Source organism: Pedobacter jeongneungensis (genome assembly GCF_000633455.1).
Taxonomy (GTDB): domain Bacteria; phylum Bacteroidota; class Bacteroidia; order Sphingobacteriales; family Sphingobacteriaceae; genus Pedobacter; species Pedobacter jeongneungensis_A.
The window spans coordinates 55,185-79,461 of record NZ_AYMG01000014.1 but is presented as its reverse complement, the minus strand read 5'-3'; the positions used below and the strand labels follow the sequence as shown (position 1 = coordinate 79,461).

At 38.4% G+C, this 24,277-nt stretch carries 21 protein-coding genes; 6 read left to right on the top strand and 15 right to left on the bottom strand.

Annotated features, from left to right (window positions below):
• The first annotated feature begins 38 nt into the window (after positions 1–38).
• On the top strand, positions 39–626 hold the full coding sequence (ruvC, locus tag U859_RS0114175; RefSeq protein WP_025144020.1) for a crossover junction endodeoxyribonuclease RuvC: 588 nt from the start codon (positions 39–41) through the stop codon (positions 624–626).
• A 404-nt stretch (positions 627–1,030) separates the two neighbouring features.
• On the opposite strand, the gene U859_RS0114170 is transcribed toward ruvC, so the two are convergent.
• From U859_RS0114170 to U859_RS0114115, 11 genes are all read right to left on the bottom strand, one after another.
• Positions 1,031–1,924, bottom strand: a complete 894-nt coding sequence (locus tag U859_RS0114170; RefSeq protein WP_025144019.1) for a DUF4349 domain-containing protein — start codon at positions 1,922–1,924, stop codon at positions 1,031–1,033.
• A gap of 723 nt (positions 1,925–2,647) precedes the next feature.
• The gene (locus U859_RS0114160; protein WP_025144017.1) at positions 2,648–2,866 is read right to left on the bottom strand and encodes a hypothetical protein; all 219 of its coding nucleotides are present in this window, start codon (positions 2,864–2,866) and stop codon (positions 2,648–2,650) included.
• 57 nt (positions 2,867–2,923) lie between these two features.
• Positions 2,924–3,688, bottom strand: coding sequence for a 5'-nucleotidase, lipoprotein e(P4) family (locus U859_RS0114155; RefSeq protein ID WP_025144016.1), 765 nt, complete (start codon positions 3,686–3,688; stop codon positions 2,924–2,926).
• Positions 3,689–3,871: 183 nt separating this feature from the next.
• Entirely contained in the window at positions 3,872–4,768 is an 897-nt protein-coding gene (gene atpG, locus U859_RS0114150; RefSeq protein ID WP_025144015.1) for an ATP synthase F1 subunit gamma, read from the bottom strand.
• 87 nt (positions 4,769–4,855) lie between these two features.
• The gene (gene atpA, locus U859_RS0114145; protein ID WP_025144014.1) at positions 4,856–6,430 is read right to left on the bottom strand and encodes a F0F1 ATP synthase subunit alpha; all 1,575 of its coding nucleotides are present in this window, start codon (positions 6,428–6,430) and stop codon (positions 4,856–4,858) included.
• A 143-nt stretch (positions 6,431–6,573) separates the two neighbouring features.
• Entirely contained in the window at positions 6,574–7,113 is a 540-nt protein-coding gene (gene atpH, locus U859_RS0114140; protein ID WP_025144013.1) for an ATP synthase F1 subunit delta, read from the bottom strand.
• 118 nt (positions 7,114–7,231) lie between these two features.
• Complete coding sequence (locus tag U859_RS0114135) at positions 7,232–7,726, bottom strand: F0F1 ATP synthase subunit B (protein ID WP_025144012.1); 495 nt, start codon at positions 7,724–7,726, stop codon at positions 7,232–7,234.
• 89 nt (positions 7,727–7,815) lie between these two features.
• The gene (atpE, locus tag U859_RS0114130; RefSeq protein ID WP_025144011.1) at positions 7,816–8,028 is read right to left on the bottom strand and encodes an ATP synthase F0 subunit C; all 213 of its coding nucleotides are present in this window, start codon (positions 8,026–8,028) and stop codon (positions 7,816–7,818) included.
• 42 nt (positions 8,029–8,070) lie between these two features.
• Positions 8,071–9,204 carry a F0F1 ATP synthase subunit A gene (gene atpB, locus U859_RS0114125; protein ID WP_025144010.1) on the bottom strand — a complete coding sequence of 378 codons (1,134 nt, stop codon included), beginning with the start codon at positions 9,202–9,204 and terminating at the stop codon, positions 8,071–8,073.
• A 14-nt stretch (positions 9,205–9,218) separates the two neighbouring features.
• Positions 9,219–9,608, bottom strand: coding sequence for a hypothetical protein (locus U859_RS0114120; protein WP_025144009.1), 390 nt, complete (start codon positions 9,606–9,608; stop codon positions 9,219–9,221).
• 206 nt (positions 9,609–9,814) lie between these two features.
• A complete protein-coding gene (locus U859_RS0114115; RefSeq protein WP_025144008.1) occupies positions 9,815–10,039 on the bottom strand; it encodes an AtpZ/AtpI family protein in 225 nt (74 codons plus the stop codon).
• Positions 10,040–10,150: 111 nt separating this feature from the next.
• On the opposite strand from U859_RS0114115, the gene U859_RS0114110 reads away from it, so the two are divergent.
• The 5 genes from U859_RS0114110 to U859_RS0114090 all read left to right on the top strand — a co-directional run bounded on the left by U859_RS0114110 (position 10,151) and on the right by U859_RS0114090 (position 19,176).
• Complete coding sequence (locus U859_RS0114110; RefSeq protein WP_025144007.1) at positions 10,151–12,916, top strand: tetratricopeptide repeat protein; 2,766 nt, start codon at positions 10,151–10,153, stop codon at positions 12,914–12,916.
• A 105-nt stretch (positions 12,917–13,021) separates the two neighbouring features.
• Positions 13,022–15,241: a transglycosylase domain-containing protein gene (locus U859_RS0114105; protein ID WP_025144006.1), complete on the top strand. Its 2,220-nt coding sequence runs from the start codon at positions 13,022–13,024 to the stop codon at positions 15,239–15,241.
• Between the two features lie 192 nt (positions 15,242–15,433).
• Positions 15,434–17,236 (top strand): excinuclease ABC subunit UvrC, encoded by a 1,803-nt coding sequence (gene uvrC, locus U859_RS0114100; RefSeq protein WP_025144005.1) that lies wholly within the window; start codon positions 15,434–15,436, stop codon positions 17,234–17,236.
• 129 nt (positions 17,237–17,365) lie between these two features.
• Positions 17,366–17,764 (top strand): nuclease A inhibitor family protein, encoded by a 399-nt coding sequence (locus U859_RS0114095; RefSeq protein ID WP_025144004.1) that lies wholly within the window; start codon positions 17,366–17,368, stop codon positions 17,762–17,764.
• A 38-nt stretch (positions 17,765–17,802) separates the two neighbouring features.
• The gene (locus U859_RS0114090; protein WP_025144003.1) at positions 17,803–19,176 is read left to right on the top strand and encodes a DNA/RNA non-specific endonuclease; all 1,374 of its coding nucleotides are present in this window, start codon (positions 17,803–17,805) and stop codon (positions 19,174–19,176) included.
• 324 nt (positions 19,177–19,500) lie between these two features.
• On the opposite strand, the gene gldN is transcribed toward U859_RS0114090, so the two are convergent.
• From gldN to U859_RS0114070, 4 genes are read right to left on the bottom strand one after another with little or no spacing between them, the layout of a single operon-like run.
• A complete protein-coding gene (gene gldN, locus U859_RS0114085) occupies positions 19,501–20,415 on the bottom strand; it encodes a gliding motility protein GldN (RefSeq protein ID WP_025144002.1) in 915 nt (304 codons plus the stop codon).
• 7 nt (positions 20,416–20,422) lie between these two features.
• On the bottom strand, positions 20,423–21,955 hold the full coding sequence (gene gldM / locus U859_RS0114080) for a gliding motility protein GldM (protein WP_025144001.1): 1,533 nt from the start codon (positions 21,953–21,955) through the stop codon (positions 20,423–20,425).
• A gap of 42 nt (positions 21,956–21,997) precedes the next feature.
• Positions 21,998–22,804 (bottom strand): gliding motility protein GldL, encoded by an 807-nt coding sequence (gene gldL / locus U859_RS0114075; protein WP_025144000.1) that lies wholly within the window; start codon positions 22,802–22,804, stop codon positions 21,998–22,000.
• Positions 22,805–22,845: 41 nt separating this feature from the next.
• Positions 22,846–24,171 carry an SUMF1/EgtB/PvdO family nonheme iron enzyme gene (locus U859_RS0114070; protein WP_025143999.1) on the bottom strand — a complete coding sequence of 442 codons (1,326 nt, stop codon included), beginning with the start codon at positions 24,169–24,171 and terminating at the stop codon, positions 22,846–22,848.
• Between the last annotated feature and the right edge of the window lie 106 nt (positions 24,172–24,277).

Below are 24,277 nucleotides of genomic sequence, written 5' to 3'. Positions count from 1 at the left end.
ATTATCTTTTTTTTGCAAATATGCTTAATATTGCTGTAATGTTGAACGAAAAAAAGGAGCGGGTAATTATGGGCATTGATCCGGGTACTGCGGTAATGGGTTATGGCGTAATTTTAGAGAAGGGAAATAAAACGGAACTGATTAGTTTAGGGGTAATAAAGATGACCCACTTAGATGATCCTTTTCTTAAACTTCAGCGGATATTTGAAAAAACGGTTGTACTGATCGATCAATATAAACCAGATGTTCTGGCTATCGAGGCACCATTTTATGGAAAAAACATCCAGGTATTGTTAAAACTTGGCCGTGCCCAGGGAATCGCCATTGCAGCGGCGCTATCGAGAAATATATCGGTAACCGAATATTCACCCCGGAAGATCAAACAATCGATTACAGGCAGCGGTAATGCTACTAAAGAGCAAGTGGCAGCCATGTTGCAACGTTTGTTAAATTTTAAAGAAACTCCCGAATTTTTAGACGCTACCGATGGATTGGCTGTAGCCGTGTGCCATTCTTTTCAAAAAATTACTTCTGGTGGTAAATCCAAAACCTATTCGGGCTGGGAATCTTTTGTAAGCGATAATAAAACAAAGGTTAAAGGTATAGCCGTTAAGACGAAGAAATAATTTTCCATTGGTAAATCATCAACCGATGGAAAAGTTTAGATCCAATTGTCGGTGGCCCACCGACCATTAAAATAGTCTGCTAAGTATCGTCATTCCTAACTTGATTGGGAATCCTAATGCTATAAGCTTTAAGATTCCCGCCTGCGCGGGAATGACGATCAATTATTTAAATTTGTAAATGAGAAGGTAGTCGAAGCTCAGACTGACAACCAATAAATATCCCGTTATTGCCTTGCCCGATCGATCATGTTTCTTGTAGCTTCTTCAGTAGCCAGCCTCATAAAGGAGTTTTCTAATTCGTCATTGCGAACTGAAGCCTAGGATGCAGGCAATGGAGTGAAGCAACCTTTCCTGGTAGAGAATATTAAATGGTCCGTGCTATGCACGAACCAAGGAGCAGAAATTTATAACTGATTATTTTCAATCAAACTTTTAGTTGCTAATTCCCTCGCAATTTTATCTTTCCTAATAAAATGTTTTATTACAAAGAACACTACTACACCTACCAGTATCAACATCCACAAGTTAGAAATGGCAATGATGATTTCTTTAAAGATTGTCCATCCGTTTACAATACCCAACCAAAGCCTGTTTATAAATGCCGGACGGTAATCATATAGGTTATCATTGGCAACAATCATCGTTTTAACCGTATTGTCCTGATAAAAATTAAGGGTAATGGTGCTAAATTTTACGCGGCTATCGATCTGCATGTTCTCGATTCTTTTATCCACATAATCATCTTTGATGTAAAGAGATGATTCTACATTTGCGCTTTTTTTCGAGGCTACTTTATTGATCTTTTCAATCGCATCAATGCGGTTCTGCGCCTTTAATTTATTGGCTAGATAAGCGATGCTCTGATCGTCCATCTTCATCGATTGATTATCGACAAAAACCGCCATTTTTGCGATGGTGTTGGTAAATTCATCAAGTTTATCTGATGGTACCTTCGCTACCAGATAGCCCTGGGTGCGGTAAGAAGTAATTTCTTTTAACGAATCGGTTGATTGTTTAACCTTATCGGTTTCCTGGATAGTACTTTCGATGGAGAACTCTGCAACTGTTCCTCCTTCGGCTTTAATGGTTTTGCTGAGCTGTTCTTTGGTTTGCTGAACATCTTTTACCCTAAACCGCATATCGGCAGTTTTGATGATTTTCTCAGTGGTAGTACTATCTGAAGATTCTTTGCTCAATGGCTCCAGCGATGCAGTATCAGCACTTGCATATTTTTTATTTTCGTTTTGGCAGCCAAAAATGGTTAAAACGATGGCTATAGCAATAATATTCCTTTTCATGATTGTGTGGTTCTAAATAAATAATCATTTTAAATATTTGCTTCAAATGGCCATGAGAAGTGCAGCGTATTGGTTAGTTGTTAACGCTGTATTTACCCTTAATACAATAATTGTATTTAGGTAACCCGATGTTGAGTTTGGAGTGGTAAAAAGGGGTTTTGGGAGGTAATTATTACCTGGCAGAGGGATTGAGTTGAGACTTATAGCTTTTTTTGAAAAGCAGGTTCCTTTGTGTATCGGTTCCGATAGTCCTGCCATCCGCTTTACCTCTCTGCGTTCGGTGCCCGCTCCTGTCAGGTTTAACACCGAAGAGTCTACCTAAGTAATTTTGAACCCCGCAGTTTTAAAAACTGCAAATTAAACCAGTGGTTTGTAACTCAGAATTGCTGTTACTAAACCTGATAAAGCGAAAAGCCCAAAGCGAGGCACGAGCGCGGACTTGAAGCGATAGCAGGACTGCAGGCCGCCATTAACACATTACCGCTCATTTCTAAAAATTATTGACCACCTAAGTCACCTGAGTACACTTAAGTTGAGATTCGATGCTGTTTTTTGAAAAGCAGGTTTAAATTGCTTAGGCTTTCTTTACTATTATAAATCATACAATTGCGCTAATTTTATTTAAACCTATCAGGTTTTTGAAACCTGATAGGTTTGGACGATAAAACAAAAAAGCCGGTTATGTTTATTCATAACCGGCTTTATATCTTGATAGCAAATTGCTTATGCGTCTAATATTTTGAAAACACCTTTAATAGCGATAATTGCACCGATAAATAAGATAATCCATGAAACTAAAGACATTTGCCAAGAATCGTGAGCGAAACGCAAATAAGTACCCACCATGCAAACCACTACACCAAAAATTATTAATTTATAAATTCCTGGCTGGTTAGCCGCTTTCATACTTTCTGTATTGTGCTTTAATTCGTTGTTCTCCATAATATTTATGTTTATGATGCTGCAAAAGTAATACTTATTGCTGAATAATTATAAAACTTAGTAACTTTTTAATCGTTCTAACCTTTGTTTTGATTTATCTTTATCATTCAGCTTTTCGCCCTGATACAAAGGCTTTTCCCAATCGCCATACATGGGGTTTGGCAATACAATATACTTCGTTCCAAATAAGCCCTGGTTTGTATTTACCTGCTCAAAGGTATTTTTCTGTTCACGATAGAAAATGTTACTGAAATCACTCAAATTATCACCGCAAAGCATTAAAATATTGTGTGTTTCAGTTATTTTTTGTCTACGCGGCTCCTTATTGGATGTTCCTTTTGAAACAATGAGATGTGCATCATCTGCATAAGGAAAACCAAAATGCTGCAGGTTTTTTAAAGTAGCGGCATAGTCTTTTTCATCACGGTTGCTTACATAAAATGTTTCGATGTTCCTGGATGCAGCAAATTTTAAAAAAGCCAAAGCGCCCGGAACGGTATCGGCCTGAGCTAAACTGGTCCATTCTGTCCAATCGGCAGGTACATAACTTAGTCCTTTTTTAATTTCGTGGCCCTGAAAGGCAGAATTATCCAAAACCGTTTCATCAATATCAACAATTACGCAGTTTGGTTTCTTGCTTGTATCGGCCCATAATGCCTCTTTTAACGATAAACGGGCAAAGTTATAAGCCTGGAAACATAAGGCCCTATATTCGCCCGAAGTTTGCTGCCAAAGTACGGCGTTGGTATAATCTCTTGCCGGATTTTGTGCCTTTACAAAAAACGGAGCGAGCAATAGGATGATGATGGAGTATCTTTTCATGATATAAAATAAAGGACAAAGATAAAGTTTAACCTTTCAAAAAAACTTGATCTGATGATTCAATCTGTAAAAAACATAATAGTTTAGGTTATTAAAAAGACTAACAAAAAAGCCCACTTCAATTAAGAAATGGGCTTTGTATTATTTGACTGAAGACTAAAGACTTTCGACTCTAGACTAATCTTATCCGTTCAATGCTGCTGCACCACTTACAATCTCCGTTAACTCAGTTGTAATTGCTGCCTGACGTGCCTGGTTGTACGAAAGTTTTAAAGCTTTCAATAACTCACCAGCATTTTCAGTAGCCTTATCCATTGATGTCATACGCGCACCGTGCTCAGAAGCATGAGAATCTAACACTGCTTTGTACAACTGGATTTTAATTGATTTAGGAATTAACTGTTCTACAATTTCTTCTTGAGAAGGCTCTAAAATATAATCAACGTTTGTTGTTTTCTTATCGGCTTTTAGATCCGCTATCGTGTCTTCTGCTTTAGGCAGAGGCAACAACTGCTCAGTAGTGATAAATTGCACTGCTGCATTTCTAAAACGGTTATAAACCACTTCTACTTTATCAAACTCACCTTTAATAAAACCAGCCATAATCGCGTCTGTAATTTTAGTTACATTTTCGAAAGTTAAGGCTGAATATACTTCGTTATTGTTGCCAATAACATTGTATTTACGTTTTTCGTAAAAATCCTGAGTTTTCTTACCGATAGAAATAATGCTCACATTACCGTTTTTCAACTGTTCGCTATATTTCTCAGCAATTAAATTGTTGGCCGCTTTAATTACGTTCATGTTAAAAGCACCAGCCAAACCACGGTTTGAAGATACTGTAACAATTAAAACCTTATTGGGCTCACGCTCCTGGATAAAAGGCGATGACGATCCCTCTAAACTTGCAGATAGATTACCTAAAATCTCTTTCAGTTTAGTTGCATAAGGACGTAAAGCGATAATTGCATTGGTAGCACGTTTCAACTTTGCTGCCGAAACCATTTTCATAGCTTTGGTAATCTGCTGTGTTGATTGTACCGATGCAATCCGGTTTCTTACTTCTTTTAAATTAGCCATTCTTTATTTAGATGTGAGATGTGAGATACAAGATGTGAGACGTTTCCGGCCCAATCTCAAATCTCAAATCTCATGTCTCAAATCTTATTAATATTTACTTGAAATCTCTTTTGCTACGGTATCTAATACACCAGTAATGGTATCGTCAAATTTACCAGCTTTTAATGCTGCTAAAGTTTCCGGATGACGTAATTCCAATTGGGTTAAGAATTCAGTTTCAAATTCTTTTACCTTGTTAACCGGAACGCTACGCATTAAGTTTTTAGTACCAGCGTAAACAATTGCAACTTGTTTCTCAACAGTAAATGGAGAAAACTGTGCTTGTTTCAACATTTCTACGTTACGTGCACCTTTATCTAATACCGATTTAGTTGCAGCATCTAAGTCAGAACCGAATTTAGAGAAAGCCTCTAACTCGCGGTATTGAGCCTGATCTAACTTTAAAGTACCTGCTACTTTTTTCATCGATTTAATCTGCGCGTTACCACCCACACGTGATACCGAAATACCTACGTTAATTGCCGGACGGATACCAGAGTTGAACAAGTTCGACTCTAAGAAGATCTGACCATCAGTAATCGAAATTACGTTGGTAGGGATATATGCAGAAACGTCACCCGCTTGTGTTTCGATAATCGGTAAAGCTGTTAATGAACCACCACCTTTAACGATATGTTTAATCGACTCAGGTAAATCGTTCATTGCTTTAGCGATATCATCGTTAGCGTTGATTTTCGCAGCTCTTTCTAACAAACGACTGTGTAAGTAGAAAACGTCACCTGGATAAGCTTCACGGCCTGGTGGACGACGAAGTAATAAAGATACCTCACGGTAAGCAACTGCTTGTTTAGATAAGTCATCATAAACAATTAAAGCTGGTCTACCTGTATCGCGGAAAAACTCACCAATTGCAGCACCTGCAAACGGCGCATAAAACTGCATTGGAGCAGGATCTGCAGCCGAAGCAGCAACAACAACTGTATATGGTAAAGCGCCGTTTTCTTCTAATGTACGTACAATGTTGGCAACGGTAGAGTTTTTCTGACCGATAGCTACATAAATACAGAACACTGGCTGGCCTGCTTCATAAAATTCTTTTTGATTGATAATGGTATCGATACAAACGGCAGTTTTACCAATCTGACGGTCGCCGATAACCAACTCACGCTGACCACGACCGATTGGAATCATTGCATCGATTGCTTTAATACCTGTTTGTAAAGGCTCGTTTACCGGCTGACGGTAAATTACACCTGGTGCCTTACGCTCTAATGGCATTTCGTAAGTTTCACCTAAGATCGGGCCTTTACCATCTAAAGGCTCACCTAATGTGTTAACTACGCGGCCAAGCATACCTTCACCAACTTTAATAGAGGCAATTTTTTTGGTACGTTTAATAGTATCACCTTCTTTGATCTCGTCTGAAGCACCCAAAAGTACCACACCAACGTTATCTTCTTCAAGGTTTAATACGATACCTTGCAGGCCGTTTGCAAATTCAACTAACTCTCCCGATTGAACTTTAGTTAAACCGTAAACACGGGCAATACCGTCGCCCACTTGCAACACGGTACCAACTTCTTCCAGTTCGGTTTCTGATTTGAAGCCCGCCAATTGCTGTCTGATAATTGCCGATACTTCGTCTGGTCTTACCTCTACCATAATTTTACTTTATATCTTTTTATAAATGTTTAGTGCTTAGCGCATGGCGCTTGGCGTTTTCCGTGCCATACGCTTATCGCAATACTTTTTTGTTTGGCGGTTTGCGCTTGGCGTTTTACCGCTATACGCTTATCGCCTGGCGCTTACTGCGCAAATTCTTTTTTAAGTTTACTTAAACCGCTGGCAATACTTGCATCAAATTGCTTATCACCAACTTTTAATATAAAACCACCAATCAGTTTTTCGTTAATTTTTTCGTTAACAATAACCTGGTTAGCTTTTAATTCTCTTTTTACAATTTCAATAATCTGCGCTTTAGCTTCAGGGCTTAAAGCACTTGCAGTAGTTACATCAGCAGTAACAATACCTTTAATTAAGTTATATTGCTGTATAAACTGTTTTGCAGTGGCAAATAAAATCGCAGAACGACCTTTACTTACTACAATCTTGAAAAACGAGGTGGTTAGTTTATTTACTTTATCTGCAAAAATACCGTTTAAAATACCAGTCTTTTTATCTAAAGGTACAATCGGGTTTTTTAATATTGCTTCTAGTTCAGGGGTTTCATCAACCACTTTTTCAAACAAAACCATATCATTATAAGAAGCTTCCAAGTCGTTGTTTTCAACGGCTAGGTCTATTAATGATTTGGCGTATCTGCTTGCAACTTTAATTTCTGACATATATTTAGGTGTGAGATGGAAGATGTGAGATGTGAGATGTGAGATTGAGTATTAAGAGTTAATCTCCTATCTCATATCTAGTGTCTCAAATCTAATTTCTCCTATCTATTTTCTCAAACTAGTTTAATTCAACGTCTTTTAACAAGTTAGCTACCAAAGCTTCCTGTTTGGTTTTATCATCTAACTGAGTGCGTAAAACACGTTCTGCAATTTCTAATGATAAAGAAGAAACCTGATCTTTAACTTCAGCTAAAGCTGCTTTCTTTTGGTTTTCAATCTCGATTTTAGCTTTCTCAATCAATTTAGCACCTTCAACCTGAGCTTGTTTTTTAGCTTCGTTTAAGATACCATCTTTTAAGGTTTTAGCTTCCTTCAAAATCTCATCACGTTCAGCACGCGCCTGTTGCATTAAATCCTGATTCTGGCTCGTTAAACGTGCCATTTCCTGTTTGGCTAATTCAGCTTTGTTAAGGGCCTCATCAATGCTTTGCTCACGTTCGTGAATTGCACCTAAAATAGGTTTCCATGCAAATTTTCTAAGTAAGATCAATAAGCAGATGAATGCTAACGACGTCCAAAAAACCAATCCTATGCTTGGGGTTACTAATTCCATTTTTATCTAATTTTTAAAAACAATCTTCTTTAATAGGGCTGGGTAAATAACCAATCGTTAAATACCCAACCTAATTTTTTCAGTGATTATTAACCGTTTAAGCCTAATAATGCAACTACTACACCGAATAAAGCAGCACCCTCGATAAGGGCAGCGGCGATAATCATTGCAGTCTGAATTTTTGATGCAGCTTCTGGTTGACGAGCAATACCTTCCATTGCTTTACCACCTACTTGACCGATACCGATACCTGCACCGATTACTGCTAAACCGGCACCAATTGCCGCGATTGAACCTACCATAACTAATTTAATTTATATTAATTTGTAAAAAATAGTTTTCTGTTAATGATGCTCTTCTACTGCCATACCAATAAACAAGGCAGTAAGTAATGTAAAAATAAAGGCCTGTAAAAATGCAACCAGCAATTCTAATACATCCATAAATAATACGAATGCAACTGAAACCGGAGCAATAGCCAACGTTTCGAAAATAAAGATTAAGGAGATTAAACTTAATACGATAATGTGACCAGCTGTAATGTTTGCAAACAAACGCACCATTAAAGCGAATGGCTTAGAGATGATACCGATCAATTCCACAGGAATCATAATTGGATATAACCAAAAAGGCACGTCTGGTCTGAAAATGTGTTTCCAATAATATTTGTTCCCGTTGATATTAACGATAATTAAAGTACCTAAGGCCATTACAAAAGTTAATGCAATATTACCGGTTACGTTAGCACCACCTGGAAAAATTGGAATTAAACCAAATAAGTTATTGAATAAAATAAAGAAAAACGTTGTCAACAAATAAGGCATAAACTTCGCGTATTTGTGACCAATATTTGGTTTAGCAATATCGTCTCTTACAAAAACGATTACAGGCTCTATAAAAGACTGTAAACCTTTTGGTGCTTTACCAACACGTTTTTTATAAGATCCAGCTACCGAAATGAATACGATTAAGATTACCAAAATCGCCACAAACATTGCCGCAACGTTTTTAGTGATAGAAAAATCTAAAATTGATTTACTTGCTTCTTCATCGATTTTTCCGTCAGCACCAACCACTTTAATATGATCTTCCTCTAAACGGTAATTATTGTATTTACCATTATAATCGTGCTCTCCATGATGAAAATTACCAGAAGAAAAAACTTCTAAACCATTAGCCGTATATAAAATTACAGGAAGAGGTAATGAAGTATGCCCCCAAAGATGCCACATGTGCGAATCAGCAATGTGTTCCATGATTACTTTCGTAGGCTCGAATTTTTCTTTACCATGTTTAGCTTCAGCTCCGTGCTCACCAGAAACCTCATGAACAGACTCGGCAACAGCACTATCAACAGGTACAACAGCGCTATCAACTTGAGCGAAAGTATCAATTTTGATAGATAAAAACGCGATTAAAAGCGTAAAAACAATAGTTAGCCTTTTAACTTTAGACACAAAAACTCGGTTACAATCCATTTATTGGCAGTTTTTTACTTTAAATTTTGGTGGCGCAAGTTACGTAACAAACAGGAAACTTCAAAGACCGTAAACAATAAATATAAAGAAAAAAAATTAAGCAGAAATACAAGCCCAATTCCCTTCGCTTTTATACTGTAAATCAACACAAAAGCCATACAAAAAATCATCTTCACCGCAATTGATCCCATAATAGCCATAATACCCACTTCAGGATCGCGTTTTACACCAATATCAACCAACATGTAAGCGATGTAAGTGATACCGGCCAAAAAGCCAAACATCAACCAAAAATTGTTTACAAAAAGCGGTTTATCGGGAAATAATAAAGGTAAAACGGCAACAACGCCTATTAATAAGCCTACAAAGATGAAATAGATACTGGTAAATTTGGCTAGAGTCAATGGAATAATTTCTTAGCAGATAAAAACTTTTGCAAAGATAAGGTTTTTAGTATCAAGTAACTAATGAAGACTGGTTAATTGTTATATTGCTAGATTGTTTGTTGGTTAACCGGTTAACTGAAGCAGATAGCCTAATTGTAAATGTATTGTTGAATTGCTAAATTGTTAGTTTGACTAACTGAAAATTGAAAACTATCAACTGAAAACTAATTCCTCGTAACCTGCCTAATGGCCTGATAAAGTGCAATACCCACCCCTGCTAAAGCAAAAGCCGCCGTAATCAAATTGGTTTTACTATTTCTGTGTTCATCAATCTTATAGCCGATAAAAGTAAGCAGACCAATTGTAGCGATCATCTGGAAACCAATGGCAGAATATTTAGCGGCTGCATTTACCTTTTTCTTTGTATTTTCTTCTTTTGGATTTTCCATTTTTTATGCAATAATTAAATTAACTTTGGGATAATTAAAATTTGTTGCCAGATAAAATATTTTTCTATATATATTGTTTACTGTATATCAACTTAAAGAGATTTAGCATCATTGAAAAAAAACGCAAACAAAAACTTAAATCCCTTCATCCTCCTTTTTAGCGCGCTCCTTATTTATGGCTGTGTAGCGAATAAAGATACCGCAGTAGACCGTAGGTTTCAAAACTTAACGGCCAGATATAACTATATCTATAATTCTAATGTTTTACTCACCGAGTATAATGAAAGCTTATTGCAAAGTTATGCAGATAATTACGAAAAAACGCTTCCTGTTTACCTCGATCCAGAGCCACAGGTAAACCTGGTGCTTACACCGGGCGTTGCCAACAAACAGCTTGATGACGTGATTACCAAAGGTCAAACCATCATCAACGATAAAAGTTTTAGTAACTATATTGATGATGCCTATATGCTTTTGGGTAAGGCAAACTATTTAAAAGGAAATTACTTTATCGCATCAGAATATTTTGATTATACCGCAAAAACCTACAATAGCGACCTGAAAACGTTCATTATGGCCATGAACTGGAAAGCGCGTAGCCAGATGCAACTGAACAATATGGTACTGGCCGATAAAATAATCGATACCATGCTGCGTGCTTCTGATCAGTTAAAGAAGGACCTTGCCGAACCTTTGGCCACAGCTGCCCAGATGCGCATTTATCAGAAACGGAATAAAGAAGCCATTTTATTTTTAGAATCGGCCATTGCGCTCCCTGCAGAAAAACAGTTGCGTATCCGCTGGCGCTTTATCCTGGCCCAGTTGCAGGAAAAAGAAAAAAACATACAGGATGCCTATGCCAATTTCACCAAAGTTGAAAAAAGCAATGCGCCTTTCGAAATGTATTTCCACGCCAATTTAAACCGGATTAAATTAAAGGCATTGCTTAGCGGGGTAAAATTGAATAAAGAAGATCAGTTACTGGCTTTGCTAAAAGATGATAAAAATTTCGATTATACAGATCAGATCTACTATCAGGTTGGTGAGCTTTTTTCTGCCGAAGGGAATTTTATAAAAGCTGAAGAGAATTACCATAAATCGGTTGCCAAAAGTACACGTAATCAAACCCAAAAAGCATTATCTTATTTAAGGATTGCAGATTTAAATTTTAAAGAGTTTAATAACTACATTAAAGCAAAGCTGTATTACGATAGTACGGTTATGATTTTACCAAAAAACTTCCCTGATTACGACAATATTGTTAAAAAGGCTGATAATCTCCAGTATTTAACAGATCGCTACACCATTATTACTAAAGAAGATACTGCACAGGCCATTGCCAAACTTCCTGCCGACCAACGCGAGGCAAAGGTAAAAGCTTACTTAACGCCAAAAGTTGAGGTAGTAAATACAGGAGGCGTAATCAACAACCAGTTTTTAAACGATCCGGATTTTCCTAACCGGAGCTTAAATGCTTCGAATAATACTGCAGGAAGCACCTTTTATTTCAATAACAATGCAGCAATAAGCAACGGTTTTGGCGATTTTAAAAAACGCTGGGGAAACCGTCAGTTTGAAGATAACTGGCGCCAGAGTGTGCGTTCATCTGCACAGGAAACCAAAGAAATTTTGGCAGGTGGAAACGTAGCCACTGGAATTACGCCTGCAAATGGAACAACCAATCAGGCCGCTACCGACCAGACTTCATTAGAAAAGCAGTTTTTGGATGGCTTGCCTACCACACCTGCACTATTGGCCACATCCGATCAGAAAATTATCGATGCTTATTTCGAAATCGCCAGTTTTTATCAACAGGAACTCAATGATAAACCGGAAGCAAATAAAATATACCTGGAACTGATCAAAAGATATCCTGACAATAATCACCTGGTAGCCATTTACTACAGCCTTTACCTTAATTATAAAGGTGCAGATGAAGTAAAATCCGATCAGTATAAACAATTGGTGCTTACAAAATTCCCTGAATCTAATTTTGCAAAGAACATTTTAGATCCGTCATATTCGGCCAAACAAACACAGATGGAAAACATTGCCATCAACAATTACAATGTGGCTTTTGATGCTTATGCAAAAAAAGATTATCCAGATGTGGTAAAACAGGCGAATGATAATATTTCAGCTTTCCCAAATAACGATCTGGCACCACAGTATGCTTATTTAAAAGCAATAGCTGTTGGCCGTACCGCAAAAGTTGATGCTTTATTGACCGAATTTAACCTGATTACCTCCAATTATCCAAACGATAAAATTATTACGCCATTAGTCCGCGATCATTTAAAATACATTGAGGCTAACCTTGATGAATTTAAACAAAGGCCTGTTGCCCTTATTGATTTTGATGCAAACGAGCCCCGCTTTGTAAGTCAGGCTGCTCCGGTTGCCGTTCCAACCAAACCTTTGGTAGTTGAAAATCCTGTAGCAAAAACAGCAGAACCAACTCCAATAGCAAAACCTGTTGAAGTTAAACAAATTGACCCAACCAAACCCGCCAGCATTTTTAGCGCGGTAAAATCAGAAGAATATTATTACGTAATTGATGTGGCAGATGCTACTTTAACTTTAAGCTCATCACGTTTTGGGATAGGCCAGTTTAACAGGGGAAATTATCCTGACAATGATTTGGTACACAAATTGGTAGAACTGGATAACGATCAGCTGATTTACATTACCAGCTTTGTCGATCTTGAAGATGCAAAAATTTACGAATCAAGCATTACTGGCCAGTTAAAGAACATTATGAAGGTGCCTGCCAACTTGTATAAAGGTTTTATCATCAGTAAAGAAAACTTCGAAAAGCTAACAGATAGATCGCGGATTAACGAATACTTGGAGTTTTTAAAAGACAACTACAAATAATTATAGAAGGTATTAAGACCTTAGTCTGAACATTGATTCTATAAAAATTAATAAATTTGCATTCAAAATCGCCATTCTGGTGATTTTGGAAAATAACAACACAAAATGAATAAGTCCCTTTCTGCACAAGAAACAAAAAGATATAGTTTAATCATCTGGAAATTACTGATCGGGGGCATTGCCCTGTTTGCCATTTTCATTTCGATGATCGGTTTGGGTTTATTTGGAGCGCTGCCTTCTTTCAGGGATATTGAACACCCAAAAAGCAACCAGGCTTCAGAAATTATTGCCGAAGATGGCCGTCCATTGGGTACCTATTTTGTTCAGAACAGATCGAATGTTACTTATAAGGACATTTCAGAAAATGTAATTAACGGATTAATTGCAACAGAAGATACCCGTTTTAAAGAGCACTCTGGCATCGATTTTAAACGTACTTTCTCTATTATTGGTTACAATTTAATTGGCAAAAAACAGGGTGCCAGTACCATTACCCAGCAATTGGCCAAAAACCTTTTCCCACGCGAATCGAACCTGAACTTCTTCTCGCTGGTATTAACCAAATTTAAAGAATGGATTGTTGCCGTTAAACTGGAACGCAACTACACCAAAGAAGAAATTATCACCATGTATTTAAATACGGTCGATTTTGGTAACCAGGCTTATGGGATTAAATCGGCAGCAAGGGTTTATTTCAATACTACGCCCGATAAACTTACTTTAACGCAAGCTGCAACCCTGGTTGGGATGCAAAAAGGAATTACCATGTATTCGCCAACCCGCCACCCGGAGCGTTCGAGAGATCGTAGAAATACCGTAATGGCATTAATGGTTAAATCTGAGCTTTTGACCCAGCAACAATTTGATGAAGAGAAAGACAAACCTTTAAACTTACATTTCAACGCGGCAACAGTTAATGATGGTATTGCACCATATTTCCGCTCGGTATTGAAGAATGATATCAAAACCATTTTCCAGGAGCAATCGATTACCAAACCAGATGGAACCCCATACGATTTAGACCGCGACGGCTTAAAGATTTATACCACATTGAACTATGATATGCAGGTATATGCTGAGGAAGCCCAAAAGGAATACATGAAAGTGCTGCAGGCGCAGTTTATCGCGAGCTGGAAAGGTAGAAACCCATTTAAAGATAAAACCTTACAGATTGAACAGGGTATTAAAAGATCCGACCGTTATAAATCATTAAAACTCGAGGGCAAATCGGATGAGGAAATTACCAGTGATTTCAATACCAAAACAGAAATGACCATTTTTACCTGGAAGGGTAATATTGATACTGTAATGAAACCGATTGATTCTGTGCGTTATTACAAAATGCTGTTGCGTAATGCCATGATGACTATGGATCCAACCAACGGGCATGTAAAAGCATGGGTAGGCGGAATTAATTACGAACATTTTAAATACGATCAGGTAAAAATGGGAACCAGACAAGTGGGTTCGACAGCAAAGCCATTTACTTATGCCGTAGCCATTGAAAATGGTTATTCCCCATGTTATACCGTACCTAATGTTCCGGTAACGATTGAAGGTTATGGAGAGCCATGGACGCCAAGAAACTCAGGCAAACCGCTACCAGGCAGTATTACCTTACAAAAAGCGCTGGCCTACTCGCAAAATTTTGTTACGGCTTATTTAATGAAACAGGTTGGTCCGGTGGCAGTATCTACCTTAGCAACCAAAATGGGCATTCCAAATGTTCCCGCATTTCCATCTATCTGCCTAGGAACATTCGATTCATCTGTTTATAATATGGTGGGTGCCTATGGTGCCTTTGCCAATAAAGGAACTTATACCAAACCGATTTATTTATTGAGAATTGAAGATAAAAATGGTGTGGTGTTATTTTCTCAAAAGGAAATACCCAAGCCCATTATGAGCGAAGAAGTAGCTTATGTAATGACACGGATGCTTAAAGGTGTAGTAACCAACGGAACAGGATCGAGATTAAACTATAAATATAAAGTTAATGCACCAATTGGAGCGAAAACAGGTACGACTCAAAATAACTCCGATGGTTGGTTTATGGCCATTACCCCTCAATTGGTAACGGGTATCTGGACGGGCTGCGAGGACAGGGCATTCCACTTTATTAGCACCAGCCAGGGTGAAGGTGCCAATACGGCCCTTCCTATTTTTGCAGGTTTTATCAAAAGGGTATATGCCAATCCGGCTTTAAAAATCAGTCACGCTGATTTCGAGGCACCAAAATCGGGCGTTTCCATCACTTTCGATTGTAACCAATACCAGCAACAGGAAGAAGGTACTACCGAACTGGACGAGAAGCTGGGATTTTAATCATTAGCTTCTGCGTGAAGGATAGCAGTGGAAATCCTTTTGTTGCCAGTTGAGCGCAGCCGAAACACAACAAAAGATTGTAACGGATAGCCTGACCCTTTGCGTAGCTTAGGGGCACGCCCAAATCATAAATACAGTAAATCGGATCATTTAATTAAAATTTTCCCCTCCCGAATCCTATTTTTGTAAATAATGAGCAGTTTCGACCATAAAACAGCATTAACCGCAATTCCACATAAACCCGGCGTTTACCAATATTGGGATGCCGATGGAAAGCTAATGTACATTGGTAAAGCGAAAGACCTGCGCAACCGTGTAGGATCATATTTTAATAGCGACAGAAACCAGTTTAATGGCAAAACGAGGGTATTAGTTTCCAAAATCCGTAAAATTACCTTTACCATTGTTGATACGGAAATTGATGCCTGGCTATTGGAAAACAGTCTGATCAAAAAACATCAGCCAAAGTTTAACATCAATTTAAAAGACGATAAAACCTATCCGTGGATTATCGTTAAAAATGAGAACTTCCCTCGTATTTACTGGACACGGAAGGTAATCAAAGATGGTTCAACGTATTTCGGCCCTTATGGCTCGATAGGCATGATGCATACCATTTTGGATCTGATTAAAGAAACCTATCCTTTACGCACCTGTAGTTTGCCCCTAACGGAGAAAAATATAGATGAAGGCAAATTTAAAGTCTGCCTCGAATACCAGATTGGCAACTGTAAAGGTCCTTGTCAAAACTATCAGACCGAAACCGACTATGATAAAAATATCGGCGAAATCAAGGAAATCCTGAACGGTAAAATCGGAAACGTCATCCGCGATGTTAAAGGGATTATTAAATCCGCTTCTGAAGATTTGAATTTTGAACTGGCGCATCAGTATGCAAGGAGATTACAGGTTTTGGAGAAATACCAGAGCAAATCGACCGTGGTAAACAGCGCCATTACCAACGTAGATGTAGTGAGCATTGCTTCTGATGAGCGTTATGCTTTTGTGAACTACCTGAAGGTGATGAACGGAACCATTATCCAGACACAAACCATAGAAGTTAAGAAACAGTTGGATGAAAGCGATGATGAAATTTTGACGCTAGCCATGCTGGAATTCAGAACAAAATTCAACAGTACCTCAAAAGAAATCATCGTCCCTTTTGAACCTTCATTGGAAGATGAAAGTTTAAAATTTACTGTTCCTAAACTGGGCGAAAAGAAAAAACTTTTAGAGCTTTCTCAGAAGAATGTACTGTTCTTTAAAAAAGAAAAACTCAACCAGTACGAAAAGTTAAACCCCGATTTACGCACCGACCGGATTTTAACTACGATGCAGAAAGACCTGCGTTTAACACAGCTGCCAAAACATATCGAATGTTTTGATAACTCCAACTTCCAGGGGAAATATCCGGTTTCGGCAATTGTGGTATTTAAAGATGCCAAACCATCTAAAAAAGACTATCGCCACTTTAATGTGAAAACGGTTGAAGGTCCTAACGATTTTGCGACCATGGAAGAAGCCGTTTTCCGCCGTTACAGGCGCATGTTGGATGAAAACCAGACTTTGCCTCAACTTATCATTATTGATGGCGGTAAAGGCCAGCTTTCGTCTGCCATGAAGAGTTTAAAGTTATTGGGGATAGAAAACAAAGTTACTGTAATTGGTATTGCCAAACGTCTGGAAGAACTGTTCTATCCGGGTGATTCTTACCCTTTGTATTTAGATAAAAAATCAGAAACACTAAAAGTCATTCAACAGCTCCGTGATGAAGCCCACCGTTTTGGTATTACCTTTCACCGTAAAAAACGCGATCAGGGTACCCTTAAAACTGAACTGGAGCAAATTGAGGGCATCGGTAAAACCACTGCTGATAAATTACTTACCCACTTTAAATCAGTTAAAAAGATTAAAGAAGCTACAGAGAAAGAACTTTCGGAAGTATTAAATAAAAAGCAGGTAGTTACCCTATTGGCGCATTTCAAAGAAGGGTAAATTTGCTTGTAAACAATAACAGACGGAGCCGTAAAAATGTTAACACTTTATTAATCTTGAATTGGCATAAGTTGAATACTTTTTCTATAAATTAGGGCATTGTTATACTAAACATCTATCCCTATTTACATGAATAACAACATCCTGGCTACCATTACCAAACTTTTATTGGGCGTATTGTATTTTACTGAATCAGAAAGTCCTTTTAAAGTAGATGATTGGGGCAAAATCACATCAGCAGAACTATTGCAAAAAATTGCAATTGAATATCAAGCTTCTCCCTCCAGCTTAAAACAAATAGATCAAATTGCCTTTTTCGAGCATCTTATTTCAAAAGTTGATCCATCCGATGCCCCAATGGTCGAGAATGCCCATAAAATAGCTGCTTGCTATGCTTTTTTAAAGCAAAACCTATCCAATATTACCGTAATAAGAGTAGAGGGCGCCAGCCGGATCCCTGTGCTGATTGCAGGCTATTTACCTGATGGCACCTGCATCGTGATAGAAACCTTCGCTATAGAAACCTAAAAATTATCCCATCCATTAAATAATCCTAAACCAAAACAATGAAAGCATTAAAAAAATTAAGCTTACTGGCCGTTTTATGCCTCGGCCTGGCTGCCTGTAAAAAAGAAAATCAAACACAGCCAGAAACAAACCCTTTTGAACAAAAATTAAACACCAAAGCAGTTACAGCAAACGCACAGGCTGTAGTTGCTGGTTTTCCTGAAACTTTCGAATCGGGTACTAAAGGAAGCTACACTGTGGCATCAGTTACTCTAAGTAGCGGAAGCTGGAGTCTTGACGACGCCTTAATTGGAAATTTAGCTGCAGATGCCAAAAATGGCAGTCAATCAGTACGTATCCGTAACACAGGTATATTAAGTATGAATTTCGATGTAAACGGAGCCGATGTAATCACCATTGTCCATGCCAAATATGGTACCGATGCCAATAGTACCTGGCAGCTCTGGTATTCTACCAATGGCGGTTCGAGCTGGCAACAAACCGGTAGCACCATTACCAGTAGCGCCACAACCTTATCTACAGCTACTTTTAACACCGCCATTTCTGGCAGTGTACGCTTTCAGGTCCGTAAAATCAGCGGGGGTACTGCCCGGATCAATATCGATGATTTCAGTATTTCAACCGGCGGTGGCACAACTACCCCGCCAACTACAACCCCTGGAGACAACAGCCATCTCTTAATGGGTAACCCCAGCAATGCCGTTGCCAGTACCTCCTATCCAGAAAACTATTTAATGGAACGTACTTATTATTCAAGTTCGTATAGTAAAAGCAGGGCTACCCCTAACTGGGTAAGCTGGCATATCGGATCGTCTGATTTAGGCTCAACCCCTCGTCAGGATGATTTTAGGGCTGATAACACGTTGCCAGCCGGCTGGTACCAGGTATCAAACAGCAGTTATTCTGGTTCAGGTTTTGATCGCGGCCACAACTGTCCGTCGGCTGATAGAACAGCTTCAGTTGCAGCCAACTCTTCTACCTTTTTAATGAGTAACATGATGCCACAGGCCCCAAATAACAACCAGGGCCCATGGGCTGATTTAGAAAACTATACCCGTTCTTTAGTAACAGCAGGCAACGAAGTTTATGTAATCTGTGGTTCTTATGGATCTGGAGGTACAGGAAGTAATGGAGGCATTACCTACACCATTGATAACGGCCGTGTTAACGTTCCATCCAATACCTGGAAAGTTATTGTGGTATTGCCTAATGGTAATAATGATTTAAGCAGAATTACTTCTTCTACCAGGGTAATTACGGTAAATATGCCGAATACCAACGGTTTAAATACCAACTGGAAAAATTACCGTACTACCGTTAATGCAGTAGAATCTGCAACAGGTTACGATCTTTTATCAAATGTATCTACATCAATTCAAAATGTAATTGAGGCAACTACTGATAACCAATAAATAGAACTCAGTTCTTTATATGATAAAGCGGTAATCCATAAATTTGGGTTACCGCTTTTTGCATTATGCTATTATATCATTCTGAACGCAGTGAAGAATCTTTTAATAAATTTACTAAAAGATCCTTCGTTACACTCAGGATAACAATCCCAATAAAATGTCTCGACCGCAATGCAGAGAAGCGGAGAGATCTACCCCGATAGATTTAGCTTCGCTAAGCCTGCGGGCTCTCGACTTCATTGCACTCCGCTCGAAATGACAATAAGGGGAAAGAAATTAATAGAAAAAAAAGCTCCGATTTTCATCGGAGCTTTTTATATGAGATTAATATTCCCAAAGACCTTGTTCGTAATCAAGAACAGATTTTTTAATTCTTTCTGATTCGTACAATCTCTCTTTAGGATTTGAAATAATATCCCTGATCTTGTTATCACCTGGATTAGATTCTTTAACAATATAGCTGCTAAATAAGCGGCGGATAAAGAAATCGTCGAAACTTAATGAAGACGCATCATTGTTGGTATTGATTAAACGTTTCTTAGTCAAAATCTCCCTTGCTTCAGGATAGTATACCCAAAATACAGGTTGCCATTGTTTAGAAACTTCATTAAATTTTAATGGTGCAATACCTACAATACGCGGTTCAAAAATAGAACGTTTGGTATCAAAGATCCAGTCTTCTTTGATCCTGAATTTCAGGAACAAATCTGCATTAAAATCATTAACAACTGTAGTAACTGTTCCTGTTTTATTATTTGAAACCTCTGCTGTTCCTAATGCCGACTTAGCTGCAGAATCTGCAGACATTGGATTAAGGAAAGCATCATCTTCGTTCAATGCGCTATCAATAGGTGAATAAGCAGTAAGCTCTTCAGATTTGATGGCTGCAATCAAAACATCGATTAATCTTGATTTCGGTGACCTTAATGGCGAATTTACCGTATCGCGTAAATCTATTTCCCTCCAGATCCTTTTTGCGTAAAAAACATCCTCTTCTCTCACATCCGCCAAAGGAACCATTTCAGTACTGTCAATGTCCTTACGGGCATAGAAACCATCTTTAGGTGGAACCTTTAGTTTCTTTTTAGCTGTTTTAACAGGAGCTTTTTTCACCGTATCAACTACAGGAGCAGCAGCCACTGGCGCAGCTTTTTTTGGTGCCAACTTAGTGGGCTTTTTTTGTGCAAAAGCAAACGTGGTTAACAAAACTAAAATAGCAATACTTAAAATCCTTTTCATCTTATTTTTATTTTACACTAAACGCCAATGAAGGTAAAATTCTTTGACGGCCATCAGGACCTACAGAAACAATATCTTCAAAAAACACCCTTGTACCAGGCGTAATCGAGTTAATGGCACCTTTAACCGCACCAGCAAAACTTCCGCCGCTACCAGCAATGGTAACTGCATCCGAACGAGGTTTGATAATGGTTAATTTATAACGCTGTATCTTAAATTTAACATCGAAAGGAAAATCATCCAGATCTGCTTCAATTTCCGATTCACTTTTTAACTGCACCGAAGCTACATCACCTCCAGCGCGGCCACCAACCTTTGCTACCGGAGCAGGAATGGCTTTAACCCTGAATTTTTGTGAGCCTAAACTAACCGTTTTACCAGCATTACTTGCCGATACATTGATTGATACTTCTGAACCAACCATACTACCGGGAACATTTACATTGTAGTTTCCGTTGCCACCAGACATTGAACCGCCTGAAATAGAAGCACGAACACTTTCTAATGGAAAACCTGCTGCCGATACCGTAAATGGATTAGCAATACCTGCATAAATTACATTCAATTTTGTTGAAGCAACTGATGCCGATGGTTTCGCTACCTGATAAGTTTGTGGTTGCGTTTTGTATTCTTTAACCTGTCCATTAGTTTGACGAACACGGACAGTACCTACCCAGGTAAACTGACCGACACTACCCGTACCACCAGTGTAAATTCCTTTACCTTCTTTAACCGATAATTTACTTCCGTTAACGGTAATATCAGGAGTTGACCTAGAATCACTAGCTGTTAAAAATACTTCAGCAGTATAAGGCTGACCCTGGATTACATAAGAAGTAGGTGCTACTGCAACTGCGGCAAACTGATCTAAATTAACCTGTGCCTTATCCATGTTTCCAAATAATTTTTTAACTACTTCTGCTTCAGCATTTTTCGTATCTGTTTGCAGTTTGGTTAAAATAGTCATTGCAGCGGTTAATGGCGTTCCCTCACCAAAGTAAGTTTCCTGCCAGTTGCCTTTTCTTTTTCTGGCAGGATCTTTAGCTTCAAGAGAAAATGCAACACCTGCCCTATCAGCCGGATCTAATAAAGAGATTAACTTTTCGCGTGTTGCGTTAATTCTCTTTTTCAACTCATCTGCTTTCTTTTGATTAATCATGATATTTTGAGCAATATCCTGATTTGATCTATTTACCAGGTCGTCGGTTTCAGGGTCTATCCCGTCGCCTGCCTGAGTAAACTCTTTTTTAATACTCTCAATATAATTATTTAATTCATCAGCGGCCTTCTGTGCTTCCTTTGCCTTATCGTAAATAGGCTGTGCACGTGCTGGCTCCTCTTTCAACTTCGAATTTTCGAAGGCAGAAAATAACTGATTAATACTTGTATTTACATTGTTTTTAGAAGTATCCAAACTATCGTTGATATTTTTGAATGCATCTAAAATGGTATCTGATACGTTTAAGGCGAGCATGGCCAACAATACCAAATACATGATATTGATCATCCGCTGCCTTGTTGTTTCTTTTCCGCCTGCCATGTTTGATGTAGCTTTTCCTTTAAAAATTAAAAACTAAACAAATTATACACGTGGGCCATTCATAGCCGATAGCATATTGCCATAAATAGCATTAAGTGATGATAGGTTTTTAGCCAGTTTGTTCACCTCTTCTTTAAACTGTTTCGAATCTTCCATCGATTCGTTAAAGTTCTGCATGGTTAACGATAAGTTAGAATAAAATTTATTCATCGATTTTAAATGTGCACTCGAATCTTGTAATTCCAATTCATAAACCGCATTTAAAGCAGATAAATTTTTAGCTAAATTATTCACCTGATCGTGGTAAGCCTGAGAATCTACACTGCTCTCGCCCATTGCTTTTAAATTAGCAGTAGCTTTTTCAAAAGATGCACTTAAATTATCAAAACCAGCTGATGCTGTTTTAATTTTACCTGTAAATTCGTTGGTTGCTGTAGAAGCATCTGCAACGTTAGAAATTGTTGCAACTTTATCACCAAACGTACGCAAACCTGTACCTAAGCTTTCGATTAATTCAGGGCCGATTTTGGCATCTGATAACATTTTATCTAAAGCTGCAGTATTCGAAGAAGCAACTGCTGCTACTGGTCTTGCTGAAGCTGTTGGTAATTCTCCTTTAAAATCTTCTTTTAATTCTGGGTAAACTCTTTCCCATGCTGGTTCTGGTTCTGGTGGGAAAAATCCGGTTAAGAAGAATAAAAATGCTTCCACTCCTAGACCAAGCCCGATCATGTAATTACCCACTATTCCACCAATGTGTAGAATTTTAAATAACGCTCCGATAATTACAATACTTGCTCCCCATGAAATCGCTACGTGTAACCAGCCTGGTTGTTTCTTTGCTGCCATAAAATTTTGATGTTTTTCTTTAGTTTTTAGTTTGTTTTGGTTTAATGTCTTAAATCGGTACCAGGGTAAGATGAAACACACCTGAAACCAATGTATGATCTTTGTGTATCCTGATATTCATATGTTGCTACCGCATTCTGTAAAAAGTAGCCGGTATCTTTCCACGAACCACCTTTTACTACTTTACGTTTTTTATATTTACTGTCGTTTGCACCTGCATCATAAGTAAAGTTAGGGTTCAGATCATGCAATAATGGGCTTGCACCTTTGTTGTATGCTGTTATTGTCCACTCAGAAACATTACCTGCCATATTATACAATCCATAATCGTTAGGGAAGTAAGATCTTACACCAACAGTATAAATACCACCATCGCTGGAGTAATCTCCACGGCCTGGTTTAAAATTAGCTTGTAAACAACCTTTGGTATTTCTAATATAAGGACCGCCCCATGGATATTTTGTTTTGGTATTACCACCTCTTGCAGCATACTCAAACTCTGTTTCAGCCGGTAATCTGTAATCAGATCTCGATCCAACAGGTAATTTTCTAGCTGTAGCAACACCGTCATATAACCTGGTTCTCCAGTGAGAGAAAGCTTTAGCCTGCTCCCAGCTTACCCCAACAACGGGATAATCATCATAAGAAGGGTGGTTATAGTAACCGCGAACCATCGGGTCGTTTTGAGAGTAAGAATAATCTGTTTTCCAAACCATTGTATCAGGATAAATGGCAATGGTATAACGATCGATATAATCCTGGCGTTTGCTGTTTGGATCCTTATGTCCAATAGCAGCTTTTTCCATATTTAATTCAGCATAAGAGTACTCAAATTTACGTACATCCAGTTCTTTTTTACCTGGAAGTGCATCAAGGCCAGAGTAATACATGCCATCTAACTGACTTGCCTGGGCTGCTGCCCCCCCTCTACCTTTGTTTCGCCAAATATTTGCTCCGTTCGGTCCAACTTTTTTCCAGTCGATGTATTTCTCTCCACCAACAGCCGCTGCAGCATTACCCCTTGGTGTCATCATAAACTGTTGAGGATTACCCATCATCACGACAGCGATAGAATCGCGTACCCAATTCGTAAACTGGCGGTACTCGGCATTCGAAATCTCGGTCTGATCCATAAAGAATGCACTAATTGTAGTCATTCTACCCGGTAAGTTCTGAGAAAATGTAATATCCTCATCAGCCCCTCCGATTACGGTATGCCCTGGCGGAATATAAACCATTCCCAAAGGAATTCGATCGTTTTTAAATTTTCGGTTATAAGCACCAACCAGCTCACCCTGACCACCATGGCCACAGCTTGCTAGCATTACAGTTATACCTACAATAGCTAGAAGGTAAATTTTCTTCATATTTTTTATGGTGTGCAACGCACGGTTAGGAGCAATTTTATCAAAAATCACTGAAATTATCAACAAAAACAAATATTTTACGTTAAATCATTACTACAAAGCGGTT